We start from the raw sequence: 20,687 nt of genomic DNA on the forward strand, positions 1-20,687 counted from the left end.
TCTATCCAACTTTGTTGCGGAATTCATCCTTGCAATAACAAATAAAAAATTTATATCGCATTTACAATAATGAAAAAAGTAAAAATTATAAATTAAATTTTAATAAACTTATAGAATTAGAATTTATAATTTTATAAATGTCAATTAATTAAATATAAAAATATAAAATATTTATAATTTTTTTATCGCTAATATTTAAATCTATAATTAAAATTTTAAGGAATTTATAAATTCTATTTTTCTATAAACTTAAAAATATGTATGAAATGTATTATAATTAATTTAAAATAAATAATTTTTTTTGAATTTTTTTTATTTTTATAGTTTTGTCCCTTGTTTTTTTTTTTTTGTATGTAATATATTAAATAATATTGAAATAAAATTAAAGAGGCATTTCTTATGAGATTAAAATTAAAATTAATAATATCACTATTTATATTAATGTATTCTAAATTATTGCCCGTTAATTTTGAGTTTAGTTTTGGAGGTTCTTTAGGTTCGACTATTGATTTTAGCCAAGTAGTGGCTTATTTAGATATAGCTAAACCTTTGGAAGGTAGCAGGGTTGACTACGGATTTTCGGCAAACTGTTTTTTGGATATTGGCGCTAATTTTGAACTGCAAGATAGCGAAGTTTTAAAAGGCGTGAGTATTCTATTTGAAACGGGATACTATTATTATATGAGATATAGAACAGAGACTGAAAATATAGATAAAAAAAATAAGTTTAAATATCATAATTTAATATTAGGAGTATTGCCTAAATTTAATTTTAATAATGGTATTTCGTTCGGAATAGGAGCGGGTATTTATCTGCCTTTCTATAGTTGGATAGGGCGTAAAATTTATAGTAATACTGAAGCAAGTCCTTTAGGATTAGGAATTTATGGAGGATTAAGTAAAATCGATTTCAAGAAAATAATTAATATGTATAAAGTCCCCGTAATGCCTTATGTAAAATTAAATTTGGAGAAAAATTATTATATTTCGGAGCTTTGGGCTTTCAAAATCGGAGCAAATATGATTTATAATTTTGGTATGGAATTTGATACGGATAATTTAAGAAAAAATACTACTCAATATACATTTGACGAATATAAATTTTCTTCATTATCTTTTGAGGTTTTCTTTGGTTTCGGTTTTGGACGCCCTAAATAAAGTATTGGTTTTAAACTATAATGTTTTACCTCCTAAAATAAAATACCCCGTAGAAATGCGGGGTTATTTTTTTGTGTATTGTTATAGCGTGGATTTTTAAAATTCTCATAATGACGATATTATTATTAAATAAAAAATATTAACGCTTGACTGAATTATTATTTATTGTATTATTAAAGAATGCAAAACGAATATAATAAAAAATACGATATTGACAAAATATTAAAAGAATGCCAAAAAGCCATATCTTATAATTTTAAAAACAAAAAATATTTACTTGAAGCGATAACTCATAGAACTTTTGCAAACGAAAATAAATCTGATATAGAAAAAATAAAATATAATCAAAGGCTTGAGTTTTTGGGAGATTCCGTTTTGTCTCTTATAATATCGGATTATCTTTTTAGGAAATATCCTAATTATAATGAAGGTTTATTAACAAAAATAAAATCTTCTCTGGTTTCAAATCAAACATTATGCGAATTATCAAAAAAATTAGAATTGGGAGATTTCATTTTGCTTGGGCATGGCGAGGAGGCTTCTGGCGGAAGGCAAAGAGAAAATATGCTTGAAGATTTATTTGAGGCTATTGTCGGCTCTATATATTTGGATGCGGGAATTGTAGAAGCGAAAAATTTTATAATAAAAACTTACAAAGAAAAATTAAACGATTTGAATATATCTAATTTTTATAAAGATTATAAATCTATATTTCAAGAAATAATTCAAAAAGAATACAAAATAAATCCTAAATATTTAACGAAAGAAATTGAAAACGATATGTTTAAATCCGAAGTTATCGTTAATAATAAAAGTTACGCCGCAGGCTCTGGAAAAAGTAAAAAAGATGCGGAAATGGAAGCCGCTAAAAACGCTTTAATTTATATAAAAAAGATTGTAAAATAATTAAGGAAAAATTATGAATAAAATAATTATAGCTCCTTCAATATTGACTGCATCGTTTGGCAATTTGGAAAAAATTATAAAAGAACTTGAAGAAGCTGGTTGCGATTATTTGCATTTGGATATAATGGACGGAGTATTTGTCCCTCAAATCACATTTGGAGCGAAAATTGTAGCCGATATAAAAAAAATAAGCAAAGTTCCTTTGGACGCTCATTTAATGATTGTTAATCCTGAAAATCATATAGACGATTTTGCAAAAGCTGGAGTTAATATGATAAGCGTTCATTTTGAAAATAATATTCATTTGCATAAACTAATCATGCAAATAAAATCTCATAATATAAAAGCTGGAGTTGTTTTGAATCCTCATACGAGAGTCGAAAATATAGAGCCGATTATCGATTATATTGACAATATTCTTATAATGTCGGTTAATCCTGGATTTGGCGGGCAGAAATTTATCGAGAGTTCGATTGAAAAAATTAAAAAAGCAAAAAATCTTATAGGAAATAGAGATATAATTTTATCGGTTGATGGCGGAATAAATTTAAATACTTGCGATAAAGTAATCGAAGCGGGAGCAAATTTTTTGGTTTCTGGAAGCGCAATAATAGAAAGCGAAGATAAAAAAGCGATTATAAATAGACTTAAAGGGAATAAAGAAAAATAGATTTATATTTTTAAAAAATATGATATCATAATAAAAAAGCTAAACGGAAAATTATATGGAATTAATAGATTTAGTAAAAAATGCAAAAGAATCTACTTATAAATTGCAATCTTTAAACACTGAAATAAAAAATTATGCTCTTTCGGAAATTGCAAAAAATATTGAAAAAAGAAAAAGCGAAATATTTGAAGCGAATAATAAAGATTTAGAAAACGCTAAAGAACTTTTGAATAATAAAAAAATATCTCTTTCAATGTTGAACAGACTTAAATTAGACGATAACAAAATGATTGATATAATTTCGGGCATAAAAGATGTTATAAAATTGGAAGAGCCTATAAATAAAATATTAACCGAAACGGAGCTTGACGATAATTTAATCTTAAAAAAAGTTTCATGTCCAATCGGACTTATTGCTGTTATTTTTGAAGCGCGTCCCGATGTTATCTCTCAAATATCTTCTTTATGCATAAAATCTTCAAATGCCGTAATATTAAAAGGCGGAAGCGAGGGAGAGAATACGAATAAAATTATATTTGAAATAATAAATCAAGTTTTAAGCGATATAAAAGAATTTCCAAAAAATTCTGTAAATTTAGTTTTTAGTAGAGAGGATATTAAAAATATTTTGTCTATGGATAAATATATCGATTTAATAATTCCAAGAGGCTCAAACGATTTAGTTCAATATATAAAGGCAAATACAAATATTCCCGTTTTAGGACATGCGGACGGAATATGTCATTTATATATTGACGAAAGCGCAAATATAGAAAACGCTTTAAAAATTTGTTTGGATTCAAAAGCTCAATATCCAAGCGCTTGCAATTCTGTTGAAACTATTTTAATAAATAAAAATATTGCAAATAAATTTTTAAAAAAATTATATTCTTTATTTAAAGAAAATGAAATTAAAATAAACGGAGATAAAGAAGTAAAAAAAATCTTATCCGATATAGGAATCGTCAAAGATTGGCATAAAGAATACGGAGATAAAGAAGTTTCGTTAAAAATAGTTGATAATGTGGAAGAAGCCTACAAACATATAAATAAGTATAGCTCGCATCATACCGATTCTATAATTTCAGAAAATAAAGAAAATATAGAAAAATTTATGACATTCGTAGATTCTGCAAATGTTTATTCAAATGTTTCAACAAGATTTTCGGACGGATTTAGATACGGTTTCGGAGCGGAGGTTGGAATATCGACTAATAAAACTCATGCGAGAGGTCCTGTAGGTTTGGAAGGACTTACAATTTATAAATATAAACTATTTGGCAACTATCAAATAGTAGACGATTATGTTTCGCATAAATCAAGTTTTAAGCATAAAAGAATAAAATAAAAATTTAAATAAGAATATTAATTTGAAATTGAAGCGCCGATTTTTTTATCGAAGTCTTTTCTTATTTTGTCAAATTTTTCTCTGTTTTTAACTATTGCGCTATTCATTTTATTAATCGCTCTTTGATTTGCGCCGTATAAAGCCAAAGATTTTCTTGCATAAGGAGTCATTTCAACTTTTTTTTCAGGGTCTAAATTTATTAATTTAACTATCGCGTTATAATAGCCTTCGTTAGCTGCAAGCATTCTGTATCTTTTCATTTCCATATCGTTAATATATTTTTCGTTATATTCGTTATTTAAAGCCGAAACCAAATTAACATCTTCCTGCGAAATATTTTCCATTGCATTAATAAGATTTTCTATAGTAGAAACGGAGTCGGCTCTTGAAATTTCTTCTCCTCTATTCAAAAATATTCTCGGGTCGCTTTCAGAATTCTGTTTAATTATTTTAGATTTATCGTCCATAGTTTTTATAAAGGCTTCTTTAGGAGAGAGATTTTTTTTATCTTCGTCCGTTATTATATCAACTGCGCCTTCTGACAATAAAACAATGCTTGAACCGTCTTCTGCAAATGCAACTTCAAATTCCGTGCCTCTAACTATCGCCGAAGTGTTTGCCGTGTGAATTTCCGCAATATTTCCTGCATTTTTTTGAATATTAACTTTAATATATCCTTCAAGTAAAGACAATGAAATTTTATCGTTATTATTTTTATAAATAGAAGGATTTACAAGCAAAATTGCATTTTCATAAACCGTTATATTTCCTATTTTGTCTCCGTTTTTAGATATAACAATTTCAACCTGACTATTGCTTGAAGTTTTTAATTTATATTCGCTATGAACTTCGCTTCCTCTAAACGCTCTTAAAGATTTGTCCGCTTTTTCTATAAACGCTGTTCCCGATATTCCCGTAATCTTAAAAGATGTCTCTTGAGAAAAAAGAAAATCGCTATTAAAAAGTATTAATATAGGCAGTAAAAATATTATAATTTTTTTCATATTGTTTACTCCTTAATTATCGGCTAAATTTATTAAATACTATATCGTTATCTAATAACCGTTTATATTTTATATATTGCGATTAAAAAAGTCAATAGTTTTAATTAAATTTCTATCAACTCTATTTGCGGAAACTTAGGATATGCAAAAATCAAATCCAAATTAAAACCGTTCATTTTTATTACAATATCCTTATAAGCTTCCGCATTTTTTATATCGCAGCTTACACTTATAAGATAAGAATTATCTAAAAAAAATGTTGCAAAAAATAAATCGTCAGAATTGTATATCGCTCTTTCTTCTAAATCTATTTCAATAGAATCTTTTATATCGAAAATCTTTTTTCCGAAATTTTTTATATAAGCTTCTTTTAAAGTCCATAATGTAAAAAAATCGATTTCTAATTTACGAGAAGATTTTAAATATTTATATTCGTTAAAAGAAAAATATTCTTCGGCTATTCCTAAAAAATTTCTTTTTTTAATAAACTCTACATCTATTCCTACGGATTTATCGGACATTGCAACCGACAATAAATCTTTTGAATGCGAACCGTTAAAAAATATTTTGTTTTCGCCCGAAAAATAAGGCTTTCCATTTTCGCCACTTTCTATAATTAAATCTGTGGGTTTAGAATAATATTTTATTGCCATATCTTTAGAAATATCTTCTATATTTGAGTTTTCATTAAAAATATATTTTAAGTATATCGTTTGAATTTTATCTTTTTTATTAGTTTTTTCCAATTTCAACTTCCTTAATTAACATTAACTATTTTCGTATTCGTATCAATTTTAATGAGCTTTATATAATAAACCATTAATTTATTATTTCAATATTTAATCAAATATTTTCTATCATAAATTTATTTTTAATATATAATAAAAAATAAAAATTATAATTAATAAATAATAACGGAATAATGAAAAAGAAACTTGAATTACAAACTACGACTTTATGGAATTATCCTTCGCAGCAATATTTAAAAAGCGAAGAAGAAAAACATAAATTTTATGCGGGAGCGACTCCGTCTTATATTATATGGAATCTTTTAAATAGATACACTAAAGAAAAAGATTTAATAGTCGACCCGATGGTTGGAAGCGGAACTACAATAGATGTGTCGAGAGAATTAAACAGAAGAGTTTTAGGTTATGATATTAATCCTTTGGCTTTAAAAAGAAAAGATATTTTTAAAGCGGACGCTAGAAAAATTCCGATTGAAAACGAAAAAGTTGATTTTGTATTTGTCGACCCGCCTTATAGCGACCATATAAAATATTCGGATGAAAAAAATTGCATTGGAAAATTGAGCGCAAAAGAAGAAGAATATTATAAAGCAATGGAAGATTGTTTTAAGGAAATATTTAGAATAATGAAAAAAGATAGATATATGGCTTTATATGTTTCGGATTCTTATAAAAAAGATTATCCTTTTATGGCTATAGGTTTTAAATTATTTGAAATTTTAAATAAATATTTTATGCCGATTGATATAATTTCAGTAGTTCGTCATAATAAAAATTTAAGCAAAGGAAATTATCATATTTCTGCTATAGAAAATAATTATTATTTAAGAGGATTTAATTATTTGTTTATAATGTATAAAATTGGAAATAAAACTATAGATAATAACGGAAAATTGCATTTAAGGAATTTATAAATATTAAGTCTTGCTTTTATTTTTTACGATATTATTATAAAATATGATTTACTTATTAAATAAAAAATAATTAATAACGGAGAATACAAATGAAAAAAATAAATTTAATAATAATTTTTATGTTCATATTTTCTTTAATGTTAAACGCTAATGTTATAGAAGATGAAATATTAAGGCTAATCAATTTGGAAAGAAGCAAATCGTCTCTTCCTCCGATTCCAAATAACGAAATATTGCATTCAATCGCTTTATATCATAGCGACAATATGGCAAATAATAAATTTTTTGGCAATACCGATTTGGACGGCTTGGATTCAAAAGGCAGACAAATAAAACTGTATCCCGAAATGGTTGGAACTATAACGGAAAGTTTTGCAAAATTGGATGTAATTCCTCTTACCGATAAAAACGCCGCTTCAAGCATAGTAAAAAAATTACTTGAAACTCCAGACGATAAAAAATATATAATGTCTAAAGATTTTAACGCTATAGGAATAGGCGCTTCAAAAAGAGGAATAGGATTATACGCGACTATAACTTACGCTAATATAATAGCCGAAGAAGTCGATTTCAAATCGGAAGCGAAGTTTGGAGAAGATATTACTATAAAATATAGAATTTTAAATAAAGCTCCTTTTACCGATTTTAAAATTGCCGTAGAAATGGCGGATAAAAACGCTAAAGTAATTGGAGATGACGGAAAAACATATATTGGTGGAATTATATACGATGTTAAAGATGCGGGAAATAATGTTTTAAGTAGAACTTTCAAAGCGGAATATGGAAAGGGCGATTATAAAATTTCTCTTTTGTATAAAGGCGAAATGTATCAAAGCAATATAAGAACTATAACGGTAAAATAAAAATTAAGAAAATATAAAGAATGAAATTTCGTAGAAGATTTGAAATAAAAAGCGGTATAGATTTAACGCCAATGATAGATATAGTATTTAATCTCTTAATATTTTTTATGGTTGGCGCTACGATAATAGAATCTCCTCAAATAGAGATAAGTTTGCCAAAATCAAGCTCTGCAGTCGGCAAAGATTTAAATCAAAATATAATAATAACTATAGCTAAAGAAGGACAAATTTATGTTAACGGAGAAGTAGTAAACGATATAGACGCTCATCTTTCAAATCTTTCAAATATAGAAGGCGAACTTGAAAAACCCGTTGAAATAAGGTCGGACGAAGATGTTAGAACGCAGATTTTAATATCGGTTATTGATAGCGTAAAAAATGCGGGATTTACAAGATTAAGCATTGCAACAGATTCTAAAAATTCAGAAAATTAAATTAAAGGAAATAATTTATAATGAATAAAAAAGCAAAAGCGATTTTACTTTTATCGGGAGGATTAGACAGTTCGCTTGCAGGAGCGATACTCAAAAGAGAAAATATTGAAGTTCTTGCGATAAGATTTATAACAGGTTTAGAATATTCCGTAATAAAAGAAGAACTTATGGAAATATATAATAATGACCCAGCTAAAAAAATTGCCGACTTTCTTAATATTCCGATAAGATTCGTTTCATTAAAAGATAAATATATTGATATGTTTTTAAATCCAAAATACGGATACGGAAGCGCCATAAATCCATGTTTAGACTGCCATATTTTAATGCTAAAAACGGCAAAAGAAATTATGGAAAAAGAAGGATTTGATTTTGTCGCTACGGGCGAGGTTAAAGGACAGCGTCCTATGAGTCAGAAACCGCAGGATTTGATTAACGCCATAAAAGAGAGCGGACTTGAAGGAAGACTTCTTCGTCCATTATCGGCTAAACTTCTTCCTATAACGATTCCCGAAAAAGAAGGTTTAATAAATAGAGAAAATTTATTTGGAATATACGGAAGAGCAAGACATGTGCAAATGGAACTTGCAAAAGAATTTGGAATAAAAGATTATCCTATTCCAGCGGGAAGCGGTTGTTCGATAGTCGATAAAAGTTATGCGAAAAGATATAATGAATTAATTTCTTATAATACTACAAAAATAATAAATATGGAAATTATGCAATATTTGGCGATTGGAAGACATATAAGAATAGACGATAATGCAAAATTAATCTTGGGAAGAAACGAAAAAGAAAATAACGCTTTAGAAAAAAGAGATAGAATAAAAATTAAAAGAATAGACGATATAACTTTGAAACCGAATTACAATAAAGGACCTTTTGGTTATTTGGAAATATATAAAGATAATTTAAATAATTTGAAAGATATTGTTTATAAATCGGCAATGATAATGGGATATTTTTCAAAAGAGAATTTTGAATATTTGAGCATAACGATTTCGTATATTGAAAATGGCGAAGAAAAAAAAGAAATAATAAAAATAAATAATGCCGATTCAAAAAATACAAAATTTGAACAAATAATATAATTCGTATATAATTTTAGATATAAAAAATAAAATAAAAATGAGAGGAATTTATGAATAATAAAAAAGCCGTTTTAATAGTAGTCGATAGTTGCGGAGTTGGAGCTTTGCCTGACGCTAAAGATTTTGGAGATGAAGGAGTTAATACTATTTCGCATTTGGCAAAAGCTGCAGGCGGAGTTAATCTTCCAAATATGGAAAAAATGGGACTTGGAAATATTACAGATATTGAAGGCGTTTCAAAAACAGATAACGCTATCGGCTATTATGGAAAATCTATGGAAAAATCGAAAGCTAAAGATACGACTACGGGACATTGGGAAATTGCGGGATTAATATCGAAAAAACCTTTTAATACTTATCCTAACGGTTTTCCAAAAAAAACTATTGAAGCTATAGAAAAAATGTCGGGGCGAAAAGTCGTTTGTAATAAACCTTATTCTGGAACTGAAGTTATAGACGATTATGCCAACGAACAATTAAAAAACGGCTCTCTTATAGTTTATACTTCGGCGGATTCCGTTTTGCAAATCGCGGCTCATGAAGAAATTATTTCAATAGAAGAACTTTATAAAATATGCGAAAAATCTCTTGAAATATGCAATGAATTTTCTCCCGTTGCAAGAGTTATAGCGAGACCTTATTTAGGAAGCGAAGGAAATTACAAAAGAACCGAAAGAAGACATGATTATTCCGTGCCTCCGAGCGGCGAGACAATGCTTGATAGAATTTCTAAAAATAATTTGCCCGTTATTGGAATTGGTAAAACGAGCGATATATTTGCAGGAGTTGGAATAACGGAAAATAGAAAAACTAATAAAAATAATTTGGACGGAATAGAAAAAACGATTAAAGCGATTAAAGAAATTGATAAAGGATTAATATTTACTAATTTAGTAGATTTCGATATGCTTTACGGACATAGAAGAGATGCAAAAGGTTATAAAAACGCTTTGGAAGAATTCGATAAATATATTCCTGAAATGATTGATAGCTTAAACGAAGACGATTTATTTATAATAACGGCAGACCATGGATGCGACCCGACTTATAAAGGAAGCGACCATACGAGAGAATATATACCGATTTTAGCTTTCGGAAAAAATTTAAATAAAAATGTCGATATAGGAATAAGAGATTCTTTCGTTTCAATAGCCGCCTCAATAGAAAAGCATATTTTGGGAAAAACGAATTTAGAAGGTTGTTTTTTATAATAATGTTAACATAATAAATGTTGACATATTTTTTTAAATATTGTATAATTTATTCATTAAAAATTAAGGTAGGAATTTTATATGTTTAGCTCGTCACTACACTACACTACACTACACTACACTACACTACACGCCGTATTATAAATTTTTTCGGCGATTTTTTCATTGCAAAACTAAAGAATTATTTGAAACATTTAAACGCTTTCTCTTGCGTCTACAAAAATTAACTTTTAAGGAGATAACTCTATGATATTTAAAAACAAAAAATTATTTCTAAAAATTTATATTCCGTTTGTGATTATTATTTCTATTGCTCTAATAGTTTTACAAATTCTTGGTTCTAAAAAGAGAATTGGTTATTTAACCGATTTTAATTTGAATATTGAAAGAACGCTAAAGTTAAATAATTTAGAAAACATTATGACAAATTATATTATAGATGACGAATTGGATGAAGAAGGCATAGAAAATTATATATTAACTAATGAAAATATAACAAATTATGTTCATCAATTTCGAATAAGATATTATGATAAAATTTTTAGGAATAACGATATTTACGGAGTTTATCCTGATTTATCAAACTTGCCTGATTATATGGAAAATGCGGAAATGGATGGAAACGGAAGTCCTTACGGAAATTTTATTTCTGACAAAAAAACGATTGAAGAAGAAAAAATTGATAATATTAACTATATTTTGAAAATAAAAATAAATATTATTAGATATGTTATATATCTTATTCTAATATTATTAATAATTTACACGAAAATTTATTTTGAAAATATAAAAATATTTTTTAATGGCATTATTACAGTAATAAAGATAAAATCAAATGTGGATATAAAATTAAATTTAAGTATTATAATGATATTAGGCTATTTATATTTAATATTGCCTTATATGATTTTTCTTATAACTTGGGTAAAATATTTTATATCTATACCAAGTTTAATTTTAGTTATTATAGCTACCTACTTTACAATTAAAGATACAAAAAAACACTATAACATATCATATAATTTTAATTTATTTAGTTTGATATTATTATTTATTATTATTACAATATGGGTTATTATATTAGGAGTTGGCAATATATGTTTGCCAAGCGGAGATACTATTTATGGCAGATATGCTGTTTTTAAAGACTTAATAGAATTTCCTTTTCCAATTATCTATCCTGAAAATGGATACGGATTTGTATATTATTTCGCTCATTGGATTATTCCAGCGATATTTGGAAAGATATTTAATTATAATGTTGCAAATATTATTCTAATTTTATGGACATCTTTACCATTATTTTTAACTTTGATATTATTGTCAATATATTTAAATAAAATAAAAACCAAACAAATATTTATAATCTTTTTAATATTTATTTTATTTGTTCCTCCAAGTCTTATTTTTCATAAGGAAGGCAATTTTGGAAAAGGATTATTGACTGTTTTTGCTACGAGTTATATTAATATATTTAATCTTTTCAATCAAAGCCCAGCTATATATTTAATGTCGGTATTATTTTTACTTCAAAAAAATTCATTTAATTTTGCTTTTTTAGGATTATCCATTATGCTATATTCACCTTATGCGACATTAGGAATTATACCTTTTATGATTGCAAAATCTATAATAGAAATAAGCGCAGATAAAAATGAATTAAAAAATATATTTAGCGTTAGCAATATATTATCTTCAATATCAATATTTCCAATACTATTATTATATTTTTCATCAACAGCTACTAAATCCGATGGATTAAGATTTGTATTAACGGATTATCCCGTATTATATCTAATAGAGCTATTTATGATTAAATTTGGAATTATATTTATTTTATTATTTAAATATAATAAGAAAAATTATTTGTTTTATGTTTCATTATTTACTCTTATAGCGGTTTCATTAATACAATATTCGGGCGACCATAATTTCCATAGAACTAATATAACGGCATTATTCTTTTTAAGTATTTTTTTAACGGATTATTTTATAAATCATTTTAATGAAAATTCTTTAAGAAAATATTTATTATTAATAATATTTATGATGGGTATATTTAGAGGTTATATTGAACTTGACCAAATAGATTTTTATTTAAAACAAATTAAGACATTTGGAAAAGTAAATATGGAAGATATGGCGGTTAATAAAACATTTAATACTAAAAATAATAGTTGGCAGTTGAGAACAATAACATGTCAAGATATAGACAATTCAATATTTTTTAAATACATAGCAAAGGATAATAAAAAATGAAAATAGCCGCTATTATTCCTTGCTATAATGAAGAGCTTACAATTAAACAAGTTATTTACGATATTCAAAAATATTGTCCGAAATGCGAAATATATGTTTTCGATAATAACAGTTCCGACAATTCTTACAACATTGCAAAAGAAACGGGAGCGATAGTTAAAAAAGTTATGTATCAAGGAAAAGGCGAGGTTGTTAGAAACGCTTTTTCTATAATAGATGCCGATATCTATATATTGATAGACGGAGACGGAGAATGTGACGCTTCGGCTATTCCTTCATTAATCGATTATTTAATAAATGAAGATTTAGATATGATTACGGTAATTCGTAAAGCTGGCAAATATAGAAGAGGGCATTCATTTGGAAATAAAATGATAACGACTTTTGCCAAAATATTATTCGGTAAAAATTGCAATGATATTTTAAGCGGATATAGAATTTTTTCTAAAAAATTCGTAAAAACATTTCCTGCGAATTCGAGAGGCTTTGAAATAGAAACGGAGCTTACAATTTTTGCCTTACAAATGCGTCTTCCTATAGGCGAGATGGAAGCGGAATATAAAAGTCGCCCTGAAGGTTCTTTTTCTAAACTAAATACTTTCAAAGATGGATTTAGAATATTAGGATTAATAATATATTTACTTATGAGCGAAAGACCTTTATTATTTTGGTGGATTATAGCTTTAATATTCGCTTTATTTGGATTATATTTTGGACTTCCTATAGTTATTTCATTTTTTGAAACAGGCATAGTTCCCGTAGCGACTTCGGTTTTATCTTCTGGATTTATGCTTTTATCGGGCATATCTATAATTACGGGACTTATTATGAACGCTATAGGCAGAGTAATAAGCGAGAATAGAAGATTTAAATATAATTCTGTTAAGTGAATAATGAATAAAGAAATACATTATAATTAAAATTTTAATGTTAAAGTTTTTTTATTTCGTCTATTGTTAAGCCTGTGATTTCGCTTATAAGGTTAATGTCCAGGTTTTTAGTTTTCATTGATTTTGCCATTGAAATTTGTTCTGCAATTCTACCTTCTTTAAGTCCTTCAAGTTTTCCTTCGTCAAAACCGTCTTCTCTTTCTCTTCTTAACATCATTTTTTGCCCAACTAAAAACGCTTCTCTAGCCGCATACGCTCGCATCATTTTATCGTCAGAAGTAAATTTTCTGTATTCTTCAATAACTTTACTCATAATTTGGTTTTCCTCCTTTAATTCTTCTTCGATTAATTCTAAATTATCGCTTGTAAAAAATTTCATCCAACTTAATAATCTGTTTTTCTTTAATTCCTCTTTAGTTGAATTTTTAATTATCTCAATAAATCTTTTTACTTCTAAAATATGAATTTGAATTAAGTCTAAACTTATATTTAAATCTTTTGTATCAATCAATTTAAAGCATCTGTGAGCTTTTCCTTTATCTCCAAATTTTAAATTAAAATCAAGTAAATTAATGCTAATAATTTTTTGAACATTGCTATAATTTTCTCCTTCCTTAACTTCATTGACAACATTTTTTGAAATATAATAAAAAATTCTTTTTAGAAAATCCATATTTCCGCATAATTGAAATTCTATAATCACAGTTTCATTATTTTTTGTCTTCGCCTTAATATCAATTATCGACTCTTTAAGTTCAATATTTTCTGACAAATTGAATGGGTCGATTATTTCTAAATCTTTAACTTCCTCAAAATTGAATTCTCTTAAAGTGGAATTTACTAAATCGGTTAATAAGTCTTCGTTTCCATTTTTGCCGAGTAAATATCGTGCAAATAAGTCGCTTAATTTGTATACTTCTTCATGTTTCATAATTATATTATAACAGAATATTTTTATTTGTCAAAGTTATTTTAATAATTAAAGGAATACAAACAAGCTACTCTGCCTTTATTTATACAAATATTGGAAATATAAAAAATATTTTAGATTATAAATCTAAAATAGTTTATAAAATAGTATTGAGGGTATTTATTTAGCTATATTAATTAAGATAAATAAAAAATAATGTTTAATTAAAACATAAGATTTAAATATATAAATTAATTAATCCTATTTATAAAATATAACAATTTAAAAAATATTTTTGACAATTCCCAATTATTCCTATATAATATACAAACTTAAAATTATAGGTTTTTATATGTATGAAATGAAAACGATTATTGGAACGAGTCAAATTGACAAAGACGGACTTTTAAAAACTTCGTCAATATTCGATATTATGCAGGATTGTTCTTTTTTTCAATTAGAAAGCGAAAATGAACTTACAAATTATTTTAATGAAAATAATATTAGTATGTTTCTTATTTCAAGACAAGTCGATATTTATAAACTACCAAAATATAGCGAAAAAATTATAACGAGGACTTATGTTTACGAATGCAACGAGGTTTACGGATACAGAAATACGGTTATATACGATGAAAATAATATTGAGCTTGTCGTTTGTTATGCGATTGGCGGATTTGTAGATTTGACTAATTCAAATTTAGTTAGAATTCCAAAGTCAATTATTGACGGAGTGAAATTCGATAAAAAAATTGAAATGAATTATTTGCCGAGAAAAATAAAATTCGACAATAAAAATTTAAAAGAGATTGACAGATTTAAAGTAAAAAAATATTTTATAGACGATAATAATCATGTAAATAACGCGAGATATATTGATATGGTTATCGATTATGTTGAAGATTATTATAAAAGAATAAGAATAGAATATAGAGTTCCTGCAAAGTTGGGAGATACGATTATAGTTAATAAAGAAATTATTGAAGATAAAATTATAATTAAACTTTGCTCAGAAAATAATACAACTTATGCAATAGTAGAATTTTCTTATAATTTATAAAAAGGAGAGAGAATGAAAATAGCGATAGCGTCCGACCATACTGGAGTGGAGTTGAAATCCGAAATAATAAAATACTTAAAAGAATTAGGGCATGAAGTTTCCGATTTTGGAACGAATAGCGCCGAGAGTATAGATTATCCTATTTACGGAAAAAAAGTCGCCGAAGAGATTTCTAAAGGAAATTATGACGGAGGAGTTTTAATTTGCGGAACGGGAATAGGAATTTCGCTTGCTGCAAATAAAGTTAAAGGAATAAGAGCGGCGGTTTGTTCAGAGCCTTATTCTGCAAAACTATCGAAACAGCATAATAATTCAAATATTATAGCTTTCGGAGCGAGAGTAGTCGGAGTAGATTTGGCAAAAATGATAGTTAAAGAATGGATTGAGGCAAAATTTGAAGGCGGACGACATTTAAAAAGAGTGGAATTGATAAGCAAAATTGAAAACGGAGAAGAAATTTAAAATTATTTAATTATATTTTCTATATCTTTTTTTATTTCATTTGCAATTTTTTCGTCAAAACTTGAAAATGAATTTTTTGAATATAATATATTTTTATTTTCGTCTATTATAATTATGTAAGGAAGCCATTTTATATTAAATTCTTTTGCAATATCTTTTCTTTTATCAACATCTACTTCGATGAAAATTAAATTATCATAAATAAACTTTTTTAATTCTTCGCTTTCAAATACTTTTTCTTTAAGCTCAAAACAGTTGGCGCACCAAATTGCAGAGAAATCGATTAATATATTTTTTTTATTTTGTTTTGAAATTTCTAAAGCATCTTCGTAAGTAATTGAATTATTTATTTCAGATTTTGATTTTATAAAACTATAAGACGAACCTATAATTAAAGATAATATTAAAACAGAAAGAAATATTTTTATTTCAAATTTACTCAAATAAATATTTTTCTTTTTTATCAAATAAATAATTATTGCAAATATTATAATTGATAAATCGGCAAACAGAAAACTAATTTTATTAAATCCTAAAATTCCAAATAATATATTTAAATAATAAAAACAAATAATAAACATTATAAAAGTAAAAATATATTTTATATAAATTGTCCAACTCCCAGATTTTGGCATTTTTGAAAGTATCGAAGCGAAAGCTCCCAAAATAAATAAAACTAAAGAAAAACCAAACGCATATACGAACATATAAACTGTTGCAAAAATAGGATTTAAAAATCCAATTTCAAGTATAAATGCGATTATAGGAGCTGCGCATGGAGTGGCGACAATTCCCGTCAAAAGTCCCATTATATATTTGTTTATTAAAGAAGTTTTATTTTTTGAAAATGCGTTTGTTTTTGCCGATTTTAAGAAATTAGGAATTCTTATTTCGTAAAAACCAGCCATTGAAAAAGTAAAATATAGAAAAAATAAAATTAAAATTGTCAAAACTATCGGATTGTATCCAATGCTTCCAAATAAAATAGTTTTATTAAAAAAGAATCCAGCAGCCGAAACGACTCCGCCTAAAATCGTATAAGTCGTTATAATTCCTAAAGAAAATAAAAGCGAATGCAAAATATTTGATTTATTATTTTTATCGTTTGAATTTTTAGAATTTGAATTGGAAAATATTGAAACTGTTATTGACAAAAGAGGGTAGGAACATGGAAGAAAAATCGAAGCGACTCCCGATACAAATATAATTATTAAAGTTATGAATAGATTTTGATTCTCTAAATTATTTATATTATCGTATTCTATAAAACTTGCATTTTGAGGTTTTTCTAAAATTTCTTCTCCAAATATAATTTCGCTTTTTGGAGGCAAACATATATTATCTTTTTCAGAACATAATTGATAATTAGCTTTTATAAAATTAATATTTTTTATATCGATATTTAATATAAATTCTTGTTTTCCTTTTATTATTATATCATCGTGAAATTTTTCGCCTTTTGGATATATTGCGTTTATTTCTTTATTATCTGCAAAGAATTTTATTTTATTTGCTATAGACGATTCTAAATAACCGTAATAATTTTTTGGAATATCTGCATTAACGATTAATTTATTTTCGTTGGTTTTTAAATTAAAAATTATTTTTACTTCGTTATTGTTTATATTTGTATTGAAATTAAGCAAATTATTATATTGAGAATATAATATACTATTAAAGATTAAGAATAATATAATTTTTAATTTCAAAATATTTTTAATTCCTTTTTTACTTTATATAGGCAATTTTTTAGTAAAAATCAATCAATTAAATTAAGCTTTTATTTTAATAAATGCATTAATAAAGATTTTGATAATTCTTCATTTGAGCCTGTTAAATATTTTACTATTTCTAAAGCAAAAATAATGCTTGTTGCGGGACCTTTCGAGGTTATAACATTTTTATCTACTACCGCTAAATCTTTATCTTGATATTCTCCCATATTAATTGACTTTTCGCAACTTGGATAACATGTATATTTTCCGTTTAGAACTTTAGCTTCTCCCAAAACTATTGGCGAAGCGCATACGGCTGAAACGAGTTTTTTATCATTATACATTTTTTTAATTTTTTCTATAATTCTTTTATCGTTTTTCAAATTATTCATGCCCCCCATACCTCCTGCAAGAGATATTGCGTCAAAATCTTCGTTAATAACTTTATCTAAAATCGTATCGGCTTTAACTGTTATATTATGTCCGCCTTTTACCTCCAAATTATCGGTTAAGGACGCGGTTATTACTTCTAAATTTGCTCTTCTCAATATATCTATTATCGTTATTGCTTCAATTTCTTCAAAACCTTCGGCTAAAGGAACGAGAATTCTTTTTGACATATAAACCTCCAAAATAATAATAAAATAATTTTTTTTAATTGTATTATTTATTGATAATATTTCAAGTTATCCTATTTTATATTTTTCTTTAATCTCTTCAAAATCTTCTTTAGAAAAATTTGCTATAATAAGCGGAATTAAAATATTTTCTTCTTTAAAAATCATATCGTAAATTTTATTTTTTAAATCTTTAAGTTTTTCAAAAATTTTATCAGAGTTGTCAAAAATAATATTTTTTAATTCTTCAAGAATATCTTTATCGACTTTAGTCATTACTTTTGAAGGTTCAAAATTTCCGTATTTATTTAACATTGTAAAAAATATAGATTCTTTTTTTATATAATGATTATGAAGTTTATCGTAAAAATCTTTGCATAAACTTATATCTTTCAAATCAATTATATTTTCAATCGATTTTTCTATATCTCTATTTTCTTTTTTAAACTCTTCTATTGCAATATAATTATTTTTATAATTTTGATTTATATCTTCGTTGTCTATTGCATTTTGCAAAATCAAAGACCTTATATAAAAGAATTTTTTAGCTTCGTCTATCGTCATTCCCGATTCTACAAGTTCATGCATAGCGTTATGGATTTCTAAAGCCGAAACTTTGTTTAATTTTTCCGCAAATTCTTTTTTAATATTTTCTATATTTTCCCCGTTATGAAGTCGAGTTATAAAATTTTTTAATATTGCATTTCTATCGCTATTTTTATCATTTTCAAAAATAAATCCTTTCTCTTCAAACTTTTTTATAATTTCTTTCATGTCAATATTTTTCATTTTTGAAGCTTTATCTATAGTCATTACTTTTGCCAAAGTATTAAACATAAAGGGATTTTTTATGGCGTCAAAACCCAAATCAGCCAATATATTTTTAATTTCGGGATATTCTTTGCATAATTGATAAACATTTTTATTTGAATTTATTAATTTCATTATAAAACCTCTCTTTTTAATTGTTTTAATATTCTAACAAATTATAACTTAAATGCGGAATTTAGTCAAATTTATAAAATCATTAAATATAATTAATTTAAAATAATTTAAATTTTATCAAATTTAAACTTGACATAAATTTTAAGATATTGTAAAATATTTATATGCTTGATTTTGTAATGAATAAAATAAATTTGCGCTCTTGCAATTCAATTCAATTCAATTCAATTCAAGCATAATTTTTGCATAATTCCTATTTTCTTTAATAGGGCTTTTTCTATTGCATTTTTTAATATTTTACATTTTAGGAGAATTCTATGACTTCAAAAACTATTGATAATATCGTTTGGTTTATTCCATCTAGAAAATTAAGAGATAATATCAGAGATTATATGAATTTTATATATAATAAAATTAATGAAATAAACAAACCAATTCGAGCTTGGGATAGGTATCTTTTTATTCTTTTTAGAGAAGATATAAAAAATGACGCTAATTTTTATCAAAAATATTTGAATTTAATTAAAAATTTAGATAAAGAAAGCGTAGAAATTGTTATTGGAATATTATCCAAAATTACAAATTATAATAATATTGAAGACGATATTTATTTTTCGCGTAAAGAATCGAAAAGATTAAACGATTTATACGAAGAATTTAATAACAAAATAATAAAAATAAATGAAGAATTATTTATATACGATAAATATATTTTACCAAAAAACCAATTTGAGATTGAAGCTTTTTACGGAAAATACGGAATGGATTATGTAAAAAATTTAAATCAAGTTAAAAATAAAAATATAATTGATGCGGGAGCTTATATCGGAGATTCTGCAATATTATTTTCCGATTATACAGATAAAAATGTTTACAGTTTTGAACCGTTTTTGCATCACTATAATATGATGTTGAAAACTATAGAATTAAATAAAAAGAATAATATTATTCCCGTGAATATGGCTTTAGGCGATAGCAATAAAGAATTATCTCTATATTCAAACGGAGATTTAAATATGGGACTTTCAATAGAGAGAAATTCTGAACAATCCGATATTAATTGCATTGAGAATAAAGTAAAAATGGTAACTCTCGATAGTTATGTGAAAGAAAATAATATTGAAGTCGGATTAATAAAAACGGATTTGGAAGGTTTTGAACAGCCGTTTTTGAAAGGAGCGATTGAGACTATAAAAGAACAAAAGCCCGTTTTAATAATAAGCATATATCATAATTATAGCGACTTTTTTGAAATAAAACCAATGATAGAGAATTTAAATTTAGGTTATAAGTTTAAGATAATAGAACCTAAAGCACCAGAGAGTGCTATAGTTTCTACGCTTTTACTTGCAGAAGTATAATTATAATTTTATCATAAATATAATATATAACATTGCAAATTTTTTTCTATACTTTATAATAAATATTACGAATATTATGTTAAGTTGTTTTTATTTTGATTTTTATAAGGACAAATTATA

20 protein-coding genes are annotated in these 20,687 nt (G+C 25.8%); 14 read left to right on the forward strand and 6 right to left on the reverse strand.

Translation table 11 applies throughout. The features are described 5' to 3' along the window. The first annotated feature begins 399 nt into the window (after positions 1-399). The 4 genes from EPJ79_RS00965 to EPJ79_RS00980 all read left to right on the forward strand — a co-directional run bounded on the left by EPJ79_RS00965 (position 400) and on the right by EPJ79_RS00980 (position 4,082). The gene (locus EPJ79_RS00965) at positions 400-1,158 is read left to right on the forward strand and encodes a hypothetical protein (protein WP_147738094.1); all 759 of its coding nucleotides are present in this window, start codon (positions 400-402) and stop codon (positions 1,156-1,158) included. 180 nt (positions 1,159-1,338) lie between these two features. Then, positions 1,339-2,064, forward strand: coding sequence for a ribonuclease III (gene rnc / locus EPJ79_RS00970; protein WP_147738095.1), 726 nt, complete (start codon positions 1,339-1,341; stop codon positions 2,062-2,064). Positions 2,065-2,077: 13 nt separating this feature from the next. Next, positions 2,078-2,734 (forward strand): ribulose-phosphate 3-epimerase, encoded by a 657-nt coding sequence (gene rpe, locus EPJ79_RS00975; protein ID WP_147738096.1) that lies wholly within the window; start codon positions 2,078-2,080, stop codon positions 2,732-2,734. Positions 2,735-2,789: 55 nt separating this feature from the next. Further along, the gene (locus EPJ79_RS00980; protein ID WP_147738097.1) at positions 2,790-4,082 is read left to right on the forward strand and encodes a glutamate-5-semialdehyde dehydrogenase; all 1,293 of its coding nucleotides are present in this window, start codon (positions 2,790-2,792) and stop codon (positions 4,080-4,082) included. A 17-nt stretch (positions 4,083-4,099) separates the two neighbouring features. On the opposite strand, the gene EPJ79_RS00985 is transcribed toward EPJ79_RS00980, so the two are convergent. Next, a complete protein-coding gene (locus tag EPJ79_RS00985; RefSeq protein ID WP_147738098.1) occupies positions 4,100-5,086 on the reverse strand; it encodes a FecR domain-containing protein in 987 nt (328 codons plus the stop codon). Positions 5,087-5,190: 104 nt separating this feature from the next. Next, complete coding sequence (locus EPJ79_RS00990) at positions 5,191-5,832, reverse strand: 4'-phosphopantetheinyl transferase family protein (RefSeq protein ID WP_244289037.1); 642 nt, start codon at positions 5,830-5,832, stop codon at positions 5,191-5,193. Between the two features lie 176 nt (positions 5,833-6,008). On the opposite strand from EPJ79_RS00990, the gene EPJ79_RS00995 reads away from it, so the two are divergent. The 7 genes from EPJ79_RS00995 (at position 6,009) to EPJ79_RS01025 (ending at position 13,497) form a co-directional block, all read left to right on the forward strand. Continuing rightward, positions 6,009-6,749, forward strand: coding sequence for a TRM11 family SAM-dependent methyltransferase (locus tag EPJ79_RS00995; protein ID WP_147738099.1), 741 nt, complete (start codon positions 6,009-6,011; stop codon positions 6,747-6,749). 89 nt (positions 6,750-6,838) lie between these two features. Beyond that, entirely contained in the window at positions 6,839-7,612 is a 774-nt protein-coding gene (locus EPJ79_RS01000; protein ID WP_147738100.1) for a CAP domain-containing protein, read from the forward strand. Positions 7,613-7,632: 20 nt separating this feature from the next. After that, positions 7,633-8,046, forward strand: a complete 414-nt coding sequence (locus tag EPJ79_RS01005; protein ID WP_147546204.1) for an ExbD/TolR family protein — start codon at positions 7,633-7,635, stop codon at positions 8,044-8,046. A 20-nt stretch (positions 8,047-8,066) separates the two neighbouring features. Beyond that, positions 8,067-9,137 carry a thiamine biosynthesis protein gene (locus EPJ79_RS01010; RefSeq protein WP_147738101.1) on the forward strand — a complete coding sequence of 357 codons (1,071 nt, stop codon included), beginning with the start codon at positions 8,067-8,069 and terminating at the stop codon, positions 9,135-9,137. Positions 9,138-9,187: 50 nt separating this feature from the next. Further along, positions 9,188-10,348, forward strand: coding sequence for a phosphopentomutase (locus tag EPJ79_RS01015; RefSeq protein WP_147738102.1), 1,161 nt, complete (start codon positions 9,188-9,190; stop codon positions 10,346-10,348). 246 nt (positions 10,349-10,594) lie between these two features. Further along, positions 10,595-12,607, forward strand: a complete 2,013-nt coding sequence (locus EPJ79_RS01020) for a hypothetical protein (RefSeq protein ID WP_147738103.1) — start codon at positions 10,595-10,597, stop codon at positions 12,605-12,607. Beyond that, a complete protein-coding gene (locus EPJ79_RS01025; RefSeq protein ID WP_147738104.1) occupies positions 12,604-13,497 on the forward strand; it encodes a glycosyltransferase family 2 protein in 894 nt (297 codons plus the stop codon). Before EPJ79_RS01020 ends, EPJ79_RS01025 begins: the two co-directional genes overlap by 4 nt. 40 nt (positions 13,498-13,537) lie before the next feature. Here EPJ79_RS01025 and EPJ79_RS01030 read toward each other — a convergent pair whose 3' ends face one another. Next, positions 13,538-14,428 carry an Rpn family recombination-promoting nuclease/putative transposase gene (locus EPJ79_RS01030; protein ID WP_147738105.1) on the reverse strand — a complete coding sequence of 297 codons (891 nt, stop codon included), beginning with the start codon at positions 14,426-14,428 and terminating at the stop codon, positions 13,538-13,540. A 331-nt stretch (positions 14,429-14,759) separates the two neighbouring features. Between EPJ79_RS01030 and EPJ79_RS01035 the strand changes: the two genes are divergently transcribed. Further along, a complete protein-coding gene (locus EPJ79_RS01035) occupies positions 14,760-15,467 on the forward strand; it encodes an acyl-[acyl-carrier-protein] thioesterase (RefSeq protein WP_147738106.1) in 708 nt (235 codons plus the stop codon). A 12-nt stretch (positions 15,468-15,479) separates the two neighbouring features. Next, on the forward strand, positions 15,480-15,929 hold the full coding sequence (gene rpiB, locus EPJ79_RS01040; protein ID WP_147738107.1) for a ribose 5-phosphate isomerase B: 450 nt from the start codon (positions 15,480-15,482) through the stop codon (positions 15,927-15,929). Positions 15,930-15,931: 2 nt separating this feature from the next. Here the strand turns inward: rpiB and EPJ79_RS01045 are convergent, their stop codons facing one another. The 3 genes from EPJ79_RS01045 to EPJ79_RS01055 form a co-directional block, all read right to left on the reverse strand. After that, entirely contained in the window at positions 15,932-17,641 is a 1,710-nt protein-coding gene (locus tag EPJ79_RS01045; protein WP_147738108.1) for a protein-disulfide reductase DsbD family protein, read from the reverse strand. Between the two features lie 68 nt (positions 17,642-17,709). Next, on the reverse strand, positions 17,710-18,264 hold the full coding sequence (locus tag EPJ79_RS01050) for a DJ-1 family glyoxalase III (RefSeq protein WP_147738109.1): 555 nt from the start codon (positions 18,262-18,264) through the stop codon (positions 17,710-17,712). A gap of 66 nt (positions 18,265-18,330) precedes the next feature. Continuing rightward, complete coding sequence (locus EPJ79_RS01055) at positions 18,331-19,206, reverse strand: DUF438 domain-containing protein (RefSeq protein ID WP_147738110.1); 876 nt, start codon at positions 19,204-19,206, stop codon at positions 18,331-18,333. A 317-nt stretch (positions 19,207-19,523) separates the two neighbouring features. On the opposite strand from EPJ79_RS01055, the gene EPJ79_RS01060 reads away from it, so the two are divergent. Next, positions 19,524-20,567, forward strand: a complete 1,044-nt coding sequence (locus tag EPJ79_RS01060) for an FkbM family methyltransferase (protein ID WP_147738111.1) — start codon at positions 19,524-19,526, stop codon at positions 20,565-20,567. Positions 20,568-20,687 lie beyond the last annotated feature (120 nt).

This window comes from Brachyspira aalborgi (assembly GCF_008016455.1).
Lineage (GTDB): Bacteria > Spirochaetota > Brachyspiria > Brachyspirales > Brachyspiraceae > Brachyspira > Brachyspira aalborgi.